The organism is Paenibacillus algorifonticola, assembly GCF_050481745.1.
GTDB lineage: Bacteria > Bacillota > Bacilli > Paenibacillales > Paenibacillaceae > Pristimantibacillus > Pristimantibacillus algorifonticola_A.
The window spans coordinates 166,183-183,715 of the sequence record NZ_JBCNGR010000017.1; the positions used below are offsets into that span (position 1 = coordinate 166,183).

Annotated in this window: 10 protein-coding genes; all 10 read left to right on the forward strand. The window is 44.1% G+C overall.

All coding sequences use genetic code 11. The annotated features are described in order from the left end of the window. Positions 1-45 precede the first annotated feature (45 nt). On the forward strand, positions 46-2,196 hold the full coding sequence (locus tag ABEW34_RS17015) for a DUF5693 family protein (RefSeq protein ID WP_430160353.1): 2,151 nt from the start codon (positions 46-48) through the stop codon (positions 2,194-2,196). Next, on the forward strand, positions 2,160-3,359 hold the full coding sequence (csaB, locus tag ABEW34_RS17020) for a polysaccharide pyruvyl transferase CsaB (RefSeq protein ID WP_430160354.1): 1,200 nt from the start codon (positions 2,160-2,162) through the stop codon (positions 3,357-3,359). The genes ABEW34_RS17015 and csaB overlap by 37 nt, the downstream gene beginning before the upstream one ends. 58 nt (positions 3,360-3,417) lie before the next feature. After that, complete coding sequence (locus ABEW34_RS17025) at positions 3,418-4,128, forward strand: WecB/TagA/CpsF family glycosyltransferase (RefSeq protein WP_430160453.1); 711 nt, start codon at positions 3,418-3,420, stop codon at positions 4,126-4,128. A gap of 103 nt (positions 4,129-4,231) precedes the next feature. Further along, positions 4,232-5,374, forward strand: coding sequence for a glycosyltransferase family 4 protein (locus ABEW34_RS17030; protein WP_430160355.1), 1,143 nt, complete (start codon positions 4,232-4,234; stop codon positions 5,372-5,374). Positions 5,375-5,734: 360 nt separating this feature from the next. Continuing rightward, on the forward strand, positions 5,735-9,406 hold the full coding sequence (locus ABEW34_RS17035) for an S-layer homology domain-containing protein (protein ID WP_430160356.1): 3,672 nt from the start codon (positions 5,735-5,737) through the stop codon (positions 9,404-9,406). Between the two features lie 531 nt (positions 9,407-9,937). Further along, entirely contained in the window at positions 9,938-12,667 is a 2,730-nt protein-coding gene (locus ABEW34_RS17040) for an S-layer homology domain-containing protein (RefSeq protein ID WP_430160357.1), read from the forward strand. A gap of 193 nt (positions 12,668-12,860) precedes the next feature. Further along, positions 12,861-15,005 carry a hypothetical protein gene (locus ABEW34_RS17045; RefSeq protein ID WP_430160358.1) on the forward strand — a complete coding sequence of 715 codons (2,145 nt, stop codon included), beginning with the start codon at positions 12,861-12,863 and terminating at the stop codon, positions 15,003-15,005. 94 nt (positions 15,006-15,099) lie between these two features. Continuing rightward, positions 15,100-15,609 (forward strand): hypothetical protein, encoded by a 510-nt coding sequence (locus ABEW34_RS17050; RefSeq protein WP_430160359.1) that lies wholly within the window; start codon positions 15,100-15,102, stop codon positions 15,607-15,609. 106 nt (positions 15,610-15,715) lie between these two features. Further along, positions 15,716-15,988, forward strand: coding sequence for a small, acid-soluble spore protein, alpha/beta type (locus ABEW34_RS17055; RefSeq protein ID WP_430160360.1), 273 nt, complete (start codon positions 15,716-15,718; stop codon positions 15,986-15,988). Between the two features lie 271 nt (positions 15,989-16,259). Then, positions 16,260-17,462 (forward strand): methionine adenosyltransferase, encoded by a 1,203-nt coding sequence (metK, locus tag ABEW34_RS17060; protein ID WP_430160361.1) that lies wholly within the window; start codon positions 16,260-16,262, stop codon positions 17,460-17,462. Positions 17,463-17,533: the final 71 nt, after the last annotated feature.

A 17,533-nucleotide genomic window follows, 5' to 3' on the forward strand; every position in this document is an offset into this window, starting at 1 on the left:
GCAGTAGGAAGCGGAATGACAAGGATAGATGAACGGAGGATTTTCGTGCTTCAAAACTGGCTGCAATGGAATCGCAGAGCTAAGCAGTGGCTCTGGATCATTACGCTCATTGGCGTGATGGCGGCACTTCCTATTGGTTATAATCGTATGAATACGGAGTCGACGTCTAAGCAAGTGGAATATGTGTTTGATTATCGCGACTTGATCGAAATTGCGGAATATTCGGCAAAGCCGCAGGATTTTATATCGCAGCATCTTGTTTTTATGAAAGAAGCCGGCATTTCGACCATGGCTGTCTATGAAAGCTCGTTACGCGAGCTGATGCAGGCGGGCAGATTGACCTACTACAACTCCAAGGAGGCGGCTTTGCTCCAAGGAAAGCTTGAGACGCCAGGTCAAAATTTCACTTATATTTTGTATTCTGGCAGTGTTGAGAAGGAGCAAATTGGGCCGCTTGTTCGCGCAGCATTTGACCGGGCGGGCGTCGTCTATCGGGACTGGTCCTTCGATGGCCGCGATGGCCTTGTGGTGGAGCTGCCGCTGCAAAATTCGCTGCTTCAACCGCTTGGCTTTGATCCAATGTCACTGGAAAGGATCAAAGCAGCAGGCTTCGATGTTTTGCCTCGTTTGACTGACCGGGTGCTTCCGTATACACAGGAAGAAGCAGAGGCGACTCTTGCTCAGTTAAAGAATTACGGCGTTACACGGATTTTGTTCGACGGCGATAAAGTAAAAGGCTACACCGATAATGCCGAGGATAAGAGCTTGCGCGCATTTGCCGAGCTGCTTAACAAATATCAAATCGGTGTAACGACCATCGAGAATTTGAAAAAAGAGCAATCGGGCATGACAACACTTGCCTACCTGACGGACTATAATATTGTACGTCTATATTCGTTGTCTCCTACGGATGCAATGAGAATGAAGCCGGAAGATATTGCTGATCGCTTCCTGCTTGCAGCGAAGGACCGCAATATTCGGATGTTTTTCCTGAATGGTGCTCCATCGTCGAGCCAGGAAAAATCGGCTGTTATAAATCCGCTGGACAACCTCTACCTGTCTCTTAAAGGGGAGGATGGCAACAAAGGCACGATTCAGCGTCTGGCTGATGCCGGATTTGCTCCGGGTACAGCGGAGCCCTTTGATCGGGAATATCCGTCATGGGTTAAAATGCTGAAAGGAATCGTCGTCATTGGTGCTATTGCCTTGATTGCGCTGTTAGTTAATGCTTTTCTGCCAGGTACGCTTATTGCAGTTTTCCTACTTGGTATTGTGGGAAGTGCCGGCTTGTATGTGCTGAGCAGCTCCATGCTGGAGCAGGCGCTTGCGCTTGGAGCCGGTATTAGTGCGCCAACACTTGCGCTCATCTGGGTCATGAACCGTATTTACTCCAAGACCGAAGGAAACCAGCGTTTTGTTGGCGGAGCGGATTGGACTTTTCGCAACAAAGATAAAGGACAAGGCGTTGTTATCCCGCTGAGCAGCTCCGTTGATGCTGGCGGCAAGTGGGTATTCGAAGGCTTGCCGGCACGCCGCCGTCTGGGACTTGCTTTTAGCTGGTTTATTGTAGTAGCGCTTATGTCGCTTATTGCAGTGCCTTATGTGTTCGGTTTGCTGAACAATATAACGTATATGCTAGTGCTCCAGCAATTCCGTGGAGTCAGCCTGCTGCATCTCGCGCCGATTGCGCTTGTTGCGATTTATGTTGTGTTTTATACAGGACATGCTCCAATCGCCCGTGTTCGCAAAATGCTGTCTACACCGATTAATGTGCTGATGGTTGTCGTTGGTTTAATTGTTGTAGCTGCGGGTATGTATTATTTATCACGTACAGGCAACGAAGGGACGACGCTGCCATTTGAACGTCCATTCCGCGAATGGCTGGAAGGTACGTTCGGCGTTCGTCCGCGAAATAAAGAGTTTTTGCTGGCGCATCCATTGCTGCTAGTTGGATTGTTCGCCGCGCTGCGTTACCGCGCAGCATGGCTGTTCGTTATTATTGGCTCAATTGGCCAGCTTTCGATGGTCGATACATTTGCGCATATCCATACGCCGCTGCATATTTCCATCATCCGCGTATTCCTTGGCCTTGGCCTTGGTGCGGCAGTCGGATTTATACTCATCGGAGTGTGGCAGCTGCTGGAAGGAGTCTGGTCTAAATGGTCGCCGGCCCTCAAACGCATATTCGCCGAATAGCGATTTCTGGCTACTACGGCTTTAGTAATAGCGGCGACGAGGCGGTGCTGCGCTCGATTTTGCTGGCGCTTGCCGAGCAGAGCAAGGCGCATGGACTTGAGGTGCAGCCAGTCGTGCTGTCGGGCGACCCGGCCTGGACGAAGGCGATGTACGGCGTAGAGTCCGTGCATCGGATGCGCCCCGCGGATGTGTGGGGCGCGCTGCGCAGCTGCGATGGGCTGATCAGCGGCGGCGGAAGCCTGCTGCAGGATGCCACAGGCACGAAGACGATTCCGTATTATACCGGAATCGTGAAGCTTGCCCAATTGCTAGGCAAGCCGACGTTCATTTATTCGCAGGGCATCGGGCCGGTGAACCGCCGATGGATGGACCCGATGATCCGCCATATTATGCGGCGGAGCGCGTATGTTTCAGTGCGGGACGAGCAATCCGCCGCTTTGCTGGGGCGGATGGGCTTGCCGCATGACCGGATCGAGGTTGTACCCGATCCGGTTATGGGCTTGCCGCTGCCGCTAGGCGCAGCGGCGGCCGGGGCGCCAGGCGGCGAAGCAACCGCGGCGGCTGCGCCTGGCGGTGCGGGGACCGCGAAGGCCGGCAGCGAAGCTATGCCGGTCGTCGGCGTGTCCCTGCGCCGCTGGCGCGAAGACGGCGCGGATCTTGCGCGCGCCGCCGATGCGCTAATCGCGCTGACGCGCCGCCGCCAGGTGCGGCTGCGGTTTCTCCCGTTCCATACCCCAGATGATGTGCAAAGCTCGGAGCAGGTCATGGAACGGCTGCAAGGGCAGCTGGCCAGCGGAAGCATCGCTGAGCTGGCGTCGCCGGGCGATGACCCGCAGCAAATGCTGCTGGAAGTGAGCCATTGCAATATTTTATTCGGCATGCGGCTGCATGCATTAATTTATGCAGCCAATCAGATGGTGCCGATGCTTGGCTTATCCTATGATCCGAAAATCGATCAATTTCTGAAACGGATCGATTTGCAGCCAATTGGCTCAACGGAGCTGCTTGATGCAGAAGCTTTCGCCGATGAGGCGGAGCGGATGCTGGAGAACGGCGACAGCTGGCGCAGATCGCATCAGGAAGCTATTTCAAAGTTGAAGCAACAAGCGCAGCAGCCTGCTGAGCAAATTATGAAGCTGCTGCTCCATCCCATATCGAGGTGATATTCGTTTGTCGAACCAAGTTCCAACCGTATCTATTTACGGCATACCCTTCTCTAAAATGACAATGGATGAGACGGTCAGCTACTTAGTGAAAGCAATTGAGGAGAAGCGTCAAACGCATGTCATTACAGCTAATCCGATTATGGTGATGTCTGCCTTGGAGAGTCCTGACTACTACCGGATGATGACGAAGGCAGAGCTTATTGTTCCTGACGGCGCTGGCGTTGTATGGGCCGCCAAATATGTAGGTACCCCTGTAGCCGAGCGAGTTGCCGGCTTTGACCTGATGCATCGTTTGATGCGTGAAGGCGAGCAGCGCAAGTGGACGGCTTACCTGCTCGGAACATCTCAAGAGGTTATTGAAGCGGCAGCGGAAAAGCTGCAGCTTCAATATCCGCAGGTGCGAGTCGTAGGATATCGCAATGGATTTTTTGGTCCAGATCAGGATCAGGAGGTTGTGGAGGAGATTCGTCAGGCTGCGCCGCACATATTGCTCGTTGCCAGAGGAGCAGAGACGCAGGAGCCTTGGATTGCGAAGTATAAGCATCAGCTGGGCGTCCCTTATATTATGGGCATTGGCGGCAGCTTCGATATTATTGCGGGCAAGCTCAAGCGTGCGCCGATGATTTTTCAAAAGCTGCGTTTAGAGTGGTTTTACCGCTTGCTTCAGGAGCCAAAAAGGCTGCCAAGAATGCTCGTTTTGCCGAAATTCGTTGTGAAAGTGATGCGCGACAAAGAAAACGTAACAAAACATGGGCCATTATCGTAAAAACTCGTGAAAACCGTTGAAATTGAATGAAAACGGGATTGGAGTTTCTTTTTCGATCGGAGTATAATTCACTTCGGTAGAAACAAAAGGGGAGCTGCATTACATGCCAGAAGGCTTATTGTATTCAATTGGTTTTATTCTTGCTCTGACGTTAGCGCTTGTCATGACACCGCTTGTAAAAAAATTCGCTTTTTTCGTCGGTGCGATTGATAAGCCGAATCATCGGAAGGTTCATACCCGCATTATGCCACGCATGGGTGGTTTGGCAATTTATGCTGCATTTGTTGCAGGGTTTTTGTTGCTGTTCCCGTTCATTCCTGATGGAATGCTGACAGATGCAAATATGAATATGATTAAAGCGCTGCTTGTAGGCGGCACAATTATTATTTTAATAGGCGCCTTGGATGACCGTTTTGAGCTGTCCGCCAAAGTGAAGCTGCTGGGCCAGCTGGCTGCGGCAAGCGTCGTCGTTTTTGGCTTTGGCATTAAAATTGATCTGGTTAACATTCCATTCGGAGATGCTATGCAGCCGATTGCAGGCTGGATCGCTGTTCCGATTACGATTCTCTGGATTGTTGGCGTAACCAATGCGATTAATTTGATTGATGGCTTGGATGGGCTCGCGGCTGGTGTTTCTGGCATCGCGATCTCTACTATTTTGATCATGGCGATTGTAATGGGCAATATCCCTATTATTCTGCTCTGCAGCTTGCTGCTCGGCGGCATCGTCGGATTTTTATTTTTCAACTTCCATCCTGCGAAAATCTTTATGGGCGATTCGGGCTCGCTGTTCCTTGGATTCAGCCTTGCCACATTGTCTATGATTGGCTTTAAGCAGGTTACAATTGTTTCGTTCGTTACACCGTTGCTGATTATTGGCGTTCCGCTTTCGGATACCTTTTTTGCCATCGTCCGCCGCTGGGTGAATAAGCGCCCGATTTTCGCGCCAGATAAAGGGCACTTGCATCATTGCTTGCAGGAGCTTGGCTTTAGCCATCGCCGTACCGTTCTGATTATCTGGGGTGTGGCGGCGATATTCGGAGGATTTGCGATTTTGCAGTCTACTGTCATACAGTCTACCGCAGCGAATTGGGTCACGTTCTCCGTCATTTGTTTGCTGATGTTCAGCCTGCAAATTGGCGCCGAACTTATTGGTATCGTTGACAAAACGCGCCGCCCGGTCATTAACTTCTTTAATCGCGTGCTGCTGCGGACAAAGGTAGATGCGCAATCGCGTTCGAAATAATTTAGAATTCCCGCTATTATTTATTAATAGGATTTTATGACGAAGCTCCACAGCCTTTGCAAAGGCTGTGGAGCTTTTTTGCGTAACTTTCCCAAATAGACTAAAAATATAGGCCGTATTAACCGATAACAACAGTACGGAACTTTTCTTGGGTCTTTGCGTCTAATTGTAACAATCGATGGCAAACATTCACTCAAGAGGGAGAAGGAGGAAAGTTTATAGAGTAGAGAACGATAAGCTCTTTTGTAAGATATCAACGTTTGTCTATACAGCAAGGTCATAAACCATTTTTTTGACGAACAAGTATCGGCTATTGAGGTATTTGTTCAAAAGCAATGCATATAAGGAGGAACCAGTGTGATGAGAAAGTGGAAACAAATGTTTAGCTTATTTTTATCAATTGCTTTGATTGTAACGTTGGCTCCGCTCCAACCGGCGAAAGCTGCGTCATTGTATTTCCAGTTCACCGACTTTAGCACAATTGAGTCAAGCCCGACTATTGTAAATACAAACACGGTTAACCTGCGCGGTTCATTCGCGGATGTATCTCCAAACTCCATTACGTTTAAAGTAGAGCGACTGGTGAATGGTTCGGTTGTAGCCTCTTCAAACGGCGCACTCACCCCATCCATTATCGGCAATACCTTCTTATTCGCAGGGGTACAGCTATATGATGGACTTAATAAAATTACAGTTATGGGTACGAGCACCGGCACTAGCGGCAGCGTAGTTGAAGGAACAAGCTATGTTACTTATGGCAACGTTCCTGTCATTACTAGCGTTCAGCTTGGCAATGGTACTCCTCTTTTAGAAGGACAGCCTGTTATCGTTACAAATGCTAATACTTCTTTTACTGTAAAAGCTAGCAATGCTACTGATGTATTGATCAACGGTGTTGCCATGTTTAATGGTGGCGCAGGTACATTTGTAATGTCTTCGCTTACTATGCAGGCAGGTTTGAATTATCTTACTATTGTCTCTAAAAATGGTGATAAAAGCTTTACGCTTGAACGCCAGGTTGTTTATTTTCCAGCCAATACAGCTACACCTTTTAATGTAATAGCTTCGCCGTCTAATACTTTGCTTGATGGCAATCCTGTTATTGCACAAATCTCTGCCAATACAATTAGCGGTAAGATATTGTTCAAAACACCTACAACGACGATTGCTGATCCTACCGTTACGTTAGAGCTTTATAATGAAGCTGGTGTTTTGGAAAATACACTCACTACCACGGTTACAAAAGAATCAACAAGTACTGATTTTACGCAATTTTCTTTCCAGTCTACAGGAACATTCAGTACGGGAACGAATGGAAAGTATACACTCTACGTTAAAAGTACGCCATACAATGGTCTGACAGCAAATTTCCCAATGCCATTTACCGTTCGTAATGCTAGTACGCCTTATATTACAGCAATTAAGCAGCTTTATGAGATAACCCCAACAAGTCCAGCAATTGATGCTGCTGTTACTGCTGGAGCCCAAACTAATTTTGTTGATAACAGCGCGGTAAGCCAGCTTCCTTTATGGCTTGCAATTGATGCCGGACAATTCGACCTAGGTGCTGGGGGTACAGCTACTCTTACAGCAAAGGTCAATGGAGCTGCAGTAAACAGCTCTACATTTGATTACTCGATTTATAGAACATCGGATTCCAAACAGCGTGTCTTTAAAATCAATGCCTTGCCTCAAGGTGATATTGAACTGACTTTTAAAGTCAGCAACGCTTTTGGAAATGATACAGTAACCAGAAAGTTTACTTATAATCCGATATCATCGATTCAGGTTACGAACACATTTAATGGTGCCATCTATTATGATGATGCTCCGTTACTGGCTTTGAAGGGTAAACTTTTGAACTTCAAGCTGCCAGCAGATAAGCCTACCCTTACTTATACGCTTAATGGTGTTAAAACGACGATTGCTGCTGGTTATGTCACCGATAGCACTGGAGAGTTCGAAATCCCTCTAACCGCTAATAGCTTAGTTTATGGAAGCAACGTCATTGAATTGGCAGGGCGCGCAAATGGAGTTTCGGTTGCTACTACGTTTACAATCTATCGTTTTTCGGATAAACGTCCACAAGTAACGAAGATTATCCCGGTACCTTTTACAACTAGTCCTAAAACAAATCCTACTGGGCAGCGCTATGATTCTGACACAGATAAAAGATTTGTTGCTGGCACAACAGCTAACGCTTATACAACAACCTTGAGACAAACAGACTTACTTTTCAATGTAACGAATCTCGCAAATCTTATTATTAATGTAGACGGACAATTGTATACAACGGCTTCAGTCGATAGCGCGACTGGTGTAATGACAATCGATGATAATAAACTATTTTTTGAACCTACTACAAATATTACAGGACGCTTTTACTCCCTTCGCTTATTTGGAGTAGAACTTCCCGTTACTGGTTCGAAGAGTATTACCGTAATTTCACAGGTGGGTACGGAGAGTGTAAGCCAGACTATTACAATTACACGTGAACTGCCTGCTTATGAGATACTGTCTCCAAAATTGCCTGAGGAAGCTGTTATTAATCAGAACTTCATTAATGTCAGTATCCTTGCAGAAGGCGCTGATCGAGTAGTAATTGGCAAAGTAGATATGAACAAAAGTGCTGTAGATGATATTTTCCGCTATGAGCAAAAGGGTCTCAAAGCGGGTACAAATAAAATTAAATTTACAGTTTATAGAGGCAGTGAGAAGCTTAATGGTGAATTCTCAGTCAATTATGCAGCAGATAACTCCATTGGTGCACAATACAAAACCGTAATTACAAAAGCAGGTAAAGCTAGTGCGTTTAAAAATGAATTAGTACTGAATTTTCCTAAAAACACATTTTTACGTCCGGCTAATCAGACCCCCGGCAGTGATGTCAAAACAATTGATATGTTTGACTCCCAGCAAATCTTGTTTGGGATCGCAGATCGGACAGATGGTAGAACATTGAAGTTTTACAATCCAGTCGGGAAATATACTAGTTCAACTCCGATAGTCGCTCAAGATGGTACTATATTAGATATACCTACTAATGATAATGCTGTAGCAAGGTTGCGTCCTAATTCTCATTTTGGTTTTGCATCCAATCTGTTTTGGCTTGATGCGGGTTACGTTAGTGGATTTATAAATACAGAATATACGTTTACGCAAGGACAGCATCCTTATTTAGAAGGTCAAGAATTTTATCAAAGAACATTAGATAAATGGTTGGAAACAACTAACTATGGCAGTATTACAATTAAATATGATTCTCAAATAAGGAACACTGTAGCGAATACGTTAAGTATATGGCGCTACTATGATGGTAAATGGACCAATATTGGTGGAAAAGTGAATACAGGAAGCAAGACCATTACAGCTCCAATTAATGGTTTTGGCTATTATGTGGTCATGCAAATGCGTTATAGCTATAGTGATATGATTGGCCATGCGTATGCACGCAACTCACTTGAGCTTATGTTCTCTCGTGGGGTCATGAATCCTAAAAGCAACAACGAATTTGGCGTATATGACAATATTAGTCGCGGTGAGTTTGCCCAACTTTTGGTGAAAATGTTCCAAATCCCGCTCGACTATAACCCTAATGACATGACCTTTGATGACGTTGTGCCTATACTAGGAATCAGCGAGCTGTGGGACTATCGCTATATTGAAACAGCTGTACGTAAAGGTATTATTAGAGGTAAAGGACCAAGACAATTCCTTCCAAATGAGGCTTTGACGCGTGAGGAAGCAGCTGTAATGATTGCTCGCGCAGCTAACCTAGTCAAGGATGGCAAAGAAGATCAGGTGAAGGATCGTGCAGCTCTCCAGAAGTCATTCACCGATGCAAGCTCGATGGATGGCTATGCATTAAGCTCCATCCTTGCTGTCGTGAAGGCTAAATTCCTGGAAGGCTTGCCTAACACAACTACTGGAACAGGAAAAGCTACGTATCGTTTTGATCCGAAGGCTAATCTAAATCGTGCAGATGCTTCGATTATTGCTGAACGTGTAATGCGGAAGAATAAGCTACTATAAGGATAATTTAGTAGGGGTTAGAGGGGTTGGCCATCGGCTAGCCCTTTCTATACCTTGAAAATGCGTAAGATTATCCATGGAAAATCTTTTGCATCGACGTAATGCAGGAAGCCAAGCTATACTAAACAAGTAATAAAACATAGAAGTGCGTTTAGAACCAAAGCGACCGTTTTCTTAAAGATCGCATGCAGTTGTTTCGATGCTACATAGCGAGGGTAAAACTTTTTTGAAATTATTTTTCGGTGGGCGCAACTTTTTTGAAGCTCATGCGTCTAATTAAGTGGTGTTACAACAATCGCCAAAAAAATCACTCTTTAGACTTGCCTAATATCAGAGTTAGTTGGAATGAATTCTCAACTTTCTCTTTACGATAAGGGTATGCCATTGTATAATGTTATAGTGGTATAAAGGTCTAGCAATTTTCTGCGTGTTTACGAGTTTCTGCGACATGTTATTACATAGGGTTAAACATGGCGACAGACATTATTTATACTAAATACTGCTCAACTCTGGGAAGGGGGTGACACACACATGAGGGAAACGAGCAATTCATTTTCTAAAGAAAACTCTCAACAACCGAAGCTATTTAGAGGAGGAGAAAAAAAGGTTATGAAGAAAAGTTTATTGGCATCCGTGCTATCTCTCTCCCTTGCTATGGCCGTAACAGTTCCAGCATTTGCTGCAACTCCAACTGACGTAGCAGGCGTGAAAGAACAAAGTGCAATTGAGGAGCTTGTAGCTCTTGGAATTATCAATGGTTATACTGACGGTACATTCAAACCAGGCAACAGCATTACTCGTGCTGAGCTTGCTAAAATTATCGTTATCGCAACAGGTAGCGAGCAAGCTGCTACTGCACTGCAAAACGTTAAATCCCAGTTCAAAGACGTTAAAACAAACGAATGGTACACTGGTTACATCAACGTAGCAACTGGCAAAGGTTTGCTGCTTGGTGACAAAGGTACTAAAAACTTCCGCCCGAACGCTAACATCAAGTTCGAAGAAGTTGCTGCAATCGTGGTTCGTGCTCTTGGTTACCAAGATTCTAACCTGACTGGTTCGTGGCCTTATAACGTCACTTTGAAAGCTGAAGAAGTTGGCGTATTCAAAAAAGTTGATCTAGCTCTTGGTACTGCAGCAACACGTGGTGTTGTAGCACAACAAGTTAGCAACGCACTTGGTACTGACCTGGTTCAATGGATTGCTGATGCTAAAGTTTACAGCAGCACTGGCAAAAAATTGATCTCCCGTCTGGGAACAACTACTGAAGAAGTTGTAACTTCTGCAGTTCTTGACGACAATGGTCGTCTTTCGTTGAACGGTCTTTCCAAAACTTTGGCGCCTAACTTCATCATCACTGGTGGAGCGAAATTGGTTGACCTGCTTGCTCACAACGTAACTGTTTTGGCTGATTCCGATGGTCGCATTCGTGCAATCACTGACAACCAAAAAGAAAACAATGTAGTAACTGGTAAACTGAACGTTGATTTCGTTAACGCGCCACAAGTTGAAGTTAAAAACGGTACTGCAGTAACTAAATATGCTACTGTAGCAAGCTCTGTTTACTACTTCAACAGCGATTCTGTTGGTGCATCTGATTCCAACCTGAAAAAAGACGCTGATGTGTCTGTTTACCTTTACGACAACACAAATGCAAACGTTACTGCTGGTCTTGTAGGTAAAGTTCGCGCAGTAGTTGTTTCCAAAGCTAACGGTGCTGACAAGTTGCTTGATTCTTACATCGCTGCAACTTCGACTGCTAAAGCTCGTATCCTTACACAAGATAACCTTTCTGTATCGCTTAACGACTCCACTTCTATCGTTCTGAACGGTGAAGCTAAAGCTGCAACTGATCTTGCTAAAAACGATGTTCTTGACATTGTTTATAACAAAGACAGAGTAGCAGTTAAAGTTATTGCGACTCGTAATGTTGTTGAAGGTAAAGTAACGCTTGTAAGCACATCTGTTGATGGTACATTCGTGTACACTATTGATGGCAAAACTTACACAAGTGTAAAAGGTGCTAACCTTACTGGTTCGAAAGAAGTTACTAAAGACGGTTCTTTCAAACTGTTCTTGAACAAAGACGGTAAAGTTGCTGGTGCTGAATTGTTGAGCGGTGGAAGCTCCGATGCTAAATACGGTGTTATCCTGAACGCTGAAAACAAAGTGTCCCCATCGGGCGCATTTGGCGACAACAAAGATGTATTCAAATACTACTCGATTAAAGAAAACAAAACAGCTGAAGTTAGCCTGAACGAACTTACTTGGGTTGGCGGAGCTGATGCTAACAAGGCTGTTCAAACTACAATCCGTTTGGGTGATGCTGTAGATGCTGCTCCATTTACTGGTGCTACAACTGCATTTAACAACTCTCAAGCAGCGTTTGTAACTTGGACTTTGAAAAACTCCGATGCAAGTATCAATGGTATTAAAGAAATTACACCATTGACTGAAGCATGGGAAGTTAAAGAAAAGAAAGATACTACTTTGAAAGTATCTAACGGAACTACAACAATCACTTACGAAATCAATGCTAACACTGTAGTTCTTGATGCTAACACTTACAACAAAGCAACTGCTGGTGATCGTAAAGTTGAAACTAGCACTCTTGCAAACCTTGCTGTAGGTAACAAAGTAACTATCGTTCCTGATGGTACTTCTACTTTTGCTAAGTATGTCCTGATTACTAAGAAATCGGCTACTGATGCAAAAGAAACTAAATACGGTCTGTATGTTGGCGCTGCTAAAACTGGCGACGACTACTCCATCACTATTAGCGTAAAAGGTACTGAGGAAACTCTTGCTTTGACTGGTACTGAAGGTGCTGCTATCTACAACTCGATCGTAAATAGCGTATCGGCAGGTAACTCGACTTACAAGAAAGATTCCAGAACTTTGGTTGAAGTTAAAGACTCTGTAATCAAGGACGCTCTTGGCAACCCTGTTGCTGGTAACACTGGAGAGCCAAGCACTGCGTATGACACAGTTAATGTGTATGCAGCTACTAACGCTTTGACTGCTGTAAACAACTCTGATTCGACTGTAACTGTTAACGGCGTAGTATACTATGTTAACAGCTCGACTGCAATCTATGTTTACGACGAAGCAAATGATTCCCTTGTTACTGATGGCATCTTTGCTGATGTAACTGCTCACCTTGGTGAAGCAACTAACAAATACGGTATCGCTATCGTTGGCGATTCAAGCTATGGCAACTTCACACTTGCTAAAGCAATCGTAGTTGTTAAAAAGAAATAATATTTCTTTAACCCAAAGAAACCGATGAGATATCTCATCGGTTTCTTTTTTTGCGTTCACACTTGATTCATAAAAGTTTGTTATAATTAAAGTAGAAAAAAATGCTCTGAAGGGGTGAATTGCTCGGCATTACAGCGAAACTTTTTGTTGGGTATGAACGTCTATATAAAAAAAGATGTGGAGTGATATTTTAATGCAGACAGTTGTTTCTGGAAGCTCAAGATTGAAGTGGCGTTTTTATGTAGCCATGTTGTTGGTTGCAGCATTGCTCTTTCCTGCATTGCCAAGCAGTAGTGAGGCGGCCTCTAATGCGAGTAGCATTAAACCTGTGTACATAAACAGTAATTCATATGTGAAGCTGGATAGTGCGGATATACTGTCGACAAGCAAAGGGAAAACAGCTAGCTTTACAATTACGCTTTATAATGGAGGCAGCAAGGCTATTAACCTCCAAGACTATTGGTTCCGTTTAGCTTCTACTAGTGGTACTAAATACACGTTGTATATGCTGGATAGTGATAAAACGAAAAAAACGGTTCAAGCGAATTCGAATGTTACTTTAACTTTTTATAGCGAGCTGCCATCAAGCATGACTTTGCCTAAGCTCATTTTTAAAGTCGTAAAGTTTGATTTCAGTGTCGCCGGTTATGAGAAGACACTCGGACAATTTAAGTTTCCATCAGATTATTCTACAGATGTTAAAGCAGGTGGCTATACCTCTGTGAAGTTGAATAGCACTCCTGTAAATATTAGAATCAGCAAATCTACCATGTCCACAAGCACAGATAATAATACGGTTAATATTGAACTCGCTATGCGTAATACGAGCAGTTCTGAACTGTCGCTTGCTAACCTGCAGTTTCTAGCTCAGTCGGCAGCTGGAGGCATGTACAAGATGAAAGTCACTTCTACTACCTCTGGTACAGCAGAAGCGATTGTATTGCGTCCTAAAATTCTTGAAACGATTAAATTAAGCATCACCCTTCCTAAGTCTGTTTCTACTAAAGGACAGAAGCTTGTTATTACACAAGGTATTAGCTCTGGTTCCGGTGAAGGCGCATCAACCTTATCTTTGCCTGTTTCTAAAATAGGGTATAACCTGAAAACAGCTAATACCACAACAGCAACAAATTATGAATATATTAAAGATGATTACACTTATAAAATGAATGTTGCTTCTATTCAAAGAAATACATGGGGCGGAGAGGACAGCCTGATCGGTAAGCTTGTTATTACAAACACAAGCTCCAAAACAGCCCCAATCCCAGCAATCGAAGGTTCGTTGTACATTGGGGATAATGCAGCTGTGAAGACAACAATCATTCCATTCACAAACCCTGTAGCTATTCCGGCGAAAAGTTCAATAACGATTTATTATACAGGTACGGTTCCTACAACTACATCGTTAACTGATCTAAAGCTCAAGCTATTTGAGAAGTCCGGTGAATCACAAACAGAATTGGCCGCTTTAAAAACACCGGCTGCTATCGTACCGAAATCTGTTGCTATTGGTAGCGAAAACAATGTTAATGATATCGGTGAAAACTTCACGGTAAACGTTATGAAAACACAATTGCTTGAAGGTAATTCTAATAATCTTTATGCAGTTTATATGGATGTTACGAATAAGCAGTCACGTGCAATTGCGACTTCCAAGCTTGTAGGCTACCTGAAAACAGCCGATGGGGATAAATACGATATTAAATTGTTGAAAACAAGCAATTTGATTAATCCTGGCAAGAAGGAGCAAATTATTGTTACTGCAGAAGTGCCAAAACAGCTTGAGTTAGCTGGCGCAACGGTTGTACTTGGTAGTGCTTTTAATGCTCAGGGCATTGTTAAGAAAGACGATGCTGAAATTTCAGGTTTTGTAAATCCAGTGAGCTATGCATTGCCACAGTATGGTCAGACCGTTACATCCGAGTTTAATAAGGTTCAGGTCGGTCCTTATACCATTAATATGGATAACATTATCACTTATTTGACAGATGATAAAATTGATGTGGATTTCTCTGGTCAAGTAACAAAGGATCTTAGCTATGAAGGCTTTAGCGCTAAAAAGTTCACTTTTGCCATCGAGGATCAATCTACTAATCTATCGATGATTAATGCTCCATTTGAACTTGAAGGTGCAGCTGGTACTGCAGGTCAATATGTTTGGAAAGTTGGCAACAACTACACGAACATTGTCCAAAGCGTGACAGATAAGCTAGTTGCTAAAACGATTCAGCTTACTATCTATGAGGAAATCAATGGATATAAAACGAAGCTGGTATCCAAAAATATTAAATGGTCGGCATACTTGAACTGGGCTGACCCAAATAATAAGGAATTTTAATTTTGAATAACATTATTAAAATTTTGTAGTTAATTTTTAAAAAATCAGGTATCTTAATAGGATACCTGATTTTTTTCTGAGAGGAGTAATAGAGTTGAAGAAAACGACAATGAAAGTGGCTATTGGTGCAGCACTCCTATTGGTAGGTTTCGGTATTGGCATTCTCAATCCGAAAGCAATCGAAGCAGATGGCGTATCAACAACTCCAGGCTCTATTGACGATCCTGTAATTACAAAAAGTTATTTAGATGAGCAGCTTGCTAAAGTTGCTGGTGGCAGTAGCGGTGCGGGTACTGGCTCAACTGGCACATCCAACGCTCAGGCTTCCCTGCAAGTCGTTAGTGTACCTAGTGGCAAAGTGCTGCTTGGTGATGAAGGAACAGAAATCATTCTTCGTGTGGGTAAAGCAGTAGCCTACAGCTCAGATAGCAGTGGTATTGTAGATATAACGGATGGTAAGGATTTGGTTAAAGGTAATTCCGTAGCCAGCAACCATCTTTTACTAATGCCTCGCTCGGGCAGGGGAGTTACGGCTGCGGCAGGCTACACTAAATCATTAACGGTATTAGTTCGTGGTGGATATAAGCTGCAATCCGTTAACTGAGTTAGTATAATTTGTGTAAGTTGACAATAGATTATACGCTTGAACAAATGTCCTGAGGATAAAATAAGAGCATGCTCCCAACATCCAACAGTGAGGTGTTCTTATTATGAGTCGTTCTAATAAAGTAGCCGTTCCCCTTAGTAAAGCAGCGCTGCAACAAATGAAATATGAAATCGCTGAAGAATTTGGGCTATACTCGTATCATTCCCATTCAAATGGTGATGATACGGAGTTTGCGGGAGAACTGGGATCAGTACCACAAACTACTGGCTCAGTTTATTGGTCACAGCTTTCGACAAGACAAGCTGGTTCCGTTGGCGGGGAAATGACGAAACGTCTTGTGGCGCAAGCAGAGTCCGTTTTAAACGGTTATATTTAAAATATAGGAAAGGATATGATTTAGCTATCCATTTTCTATATTTCTCGGACTGAAACGCGCTACTCCGCCAGAGGACGGCGACAGCCGTTTCATCTTAACCTTTACTGAAAATTAATTCTTATCGGGATAGTATCCATTGACAGGAAGCGACATTTTCGGTAACATACTTTATTAGAGAGTTGTAAAACAGCCTTTTCCATAAGGAAAAGGTTCGTTTTTTGTTTATAAGTTCTGAACTTATTTATATTAAAGCTGTAGGAGGTTGATACGGGTGTCAATTAAAGGTCGTCATTTGTTTACATCAGAATCAGTAACGGAAGGTCACCCCGATAAGATTTGTGACCAAATTTCCGATGCAGTATTGGATGCATTCCTGGAGTCAGATCCTTATGCGCGTGTAGCGTGTGAAGTATCTGTAGCGACAGGGCTTGTTCTCGTTATTGGTGAAATTAGCAGCCGTGCGGACTATGTCGATATTTCGGCTATCGCACGTCGTACAATTAAAGAAATTGGGTACACTAGAGCTAAGTTTGGTTTCGATTCCAGCACTTGTGCAGTTCTGACTTCGCTTAATGAGCAGTCTGCTGATATTGCTCAAGGCGTTAATGCTGCCCTTGAAACACGTGATGGCAAAGATATTCAGCAAGAGAACGAAGATATTGGTGCTGGTGACCAAGGCTTGATGTTTGGTTTTGCAACCAACGAGACACCTGAGCTTATGCCTCTTCCGATCGCGCTATCACACCGTATTGCACGTCGCTTGTCCGAAGTGCGTAAAAACGGTACGCTTGATTATCTCCGTCCTGATGGCAAAACTCAAGTTACAATCGAGTATGTCGATGGTAAGCCTGTACGTGTTGATGCAATCGTTGTATCTACACAGCATGCTGAGGAAATTAGCCTAGAGCAAATTCAAAGCGATATTCTTGAGCACGTTATTAAACCAGTTGTACCCGTTGAGTGGCTGGACGCTGAAACAAAATACTACATTAACCCAACAGGCCGTTTCGTTATTGGTGGTCCTCAAGGTGATGCAGGTCTTACTGGCCGTAAAATTATCGTTGATACGTACGGCGGTTATGCACGTCACGGCGGCGGCGCATTCTCCGGTAAGGATCCTACAAAAGTTGACCGTTCTGCGGCGTATGCAGCCCGTTATGTAGCTAAAAACATTGTTGCAGCTGGACTTGCTGATAAATGCGAAATTCAGCTTGCTTACGCTATTGGCGTGGCAAATCCGGTTTCTATCAGTGTAGACACATACGGAACAGGTAAAGTGGATGAAGAGAAGCTGGTTGAAGTTATCAGCAACAACTTTGATCTTCGTCCTGCAGGCATTATTAAAATGCTGGATCTGCGTCGCCCAATCTACCGTCAAACAGCTGCTTATGGTCACTTCGGCCGTACAGATGTGGATCTTCCTTGGGAACGCGTTGACAAAGCGGATAAGCTGAAAGCAGATGCTTTGGCTTAATAGCCAATTTTGATGCGATTATGCTGCTATAATGATATAGTTTAAAAAATGAACACCCCTAGAATAATCAT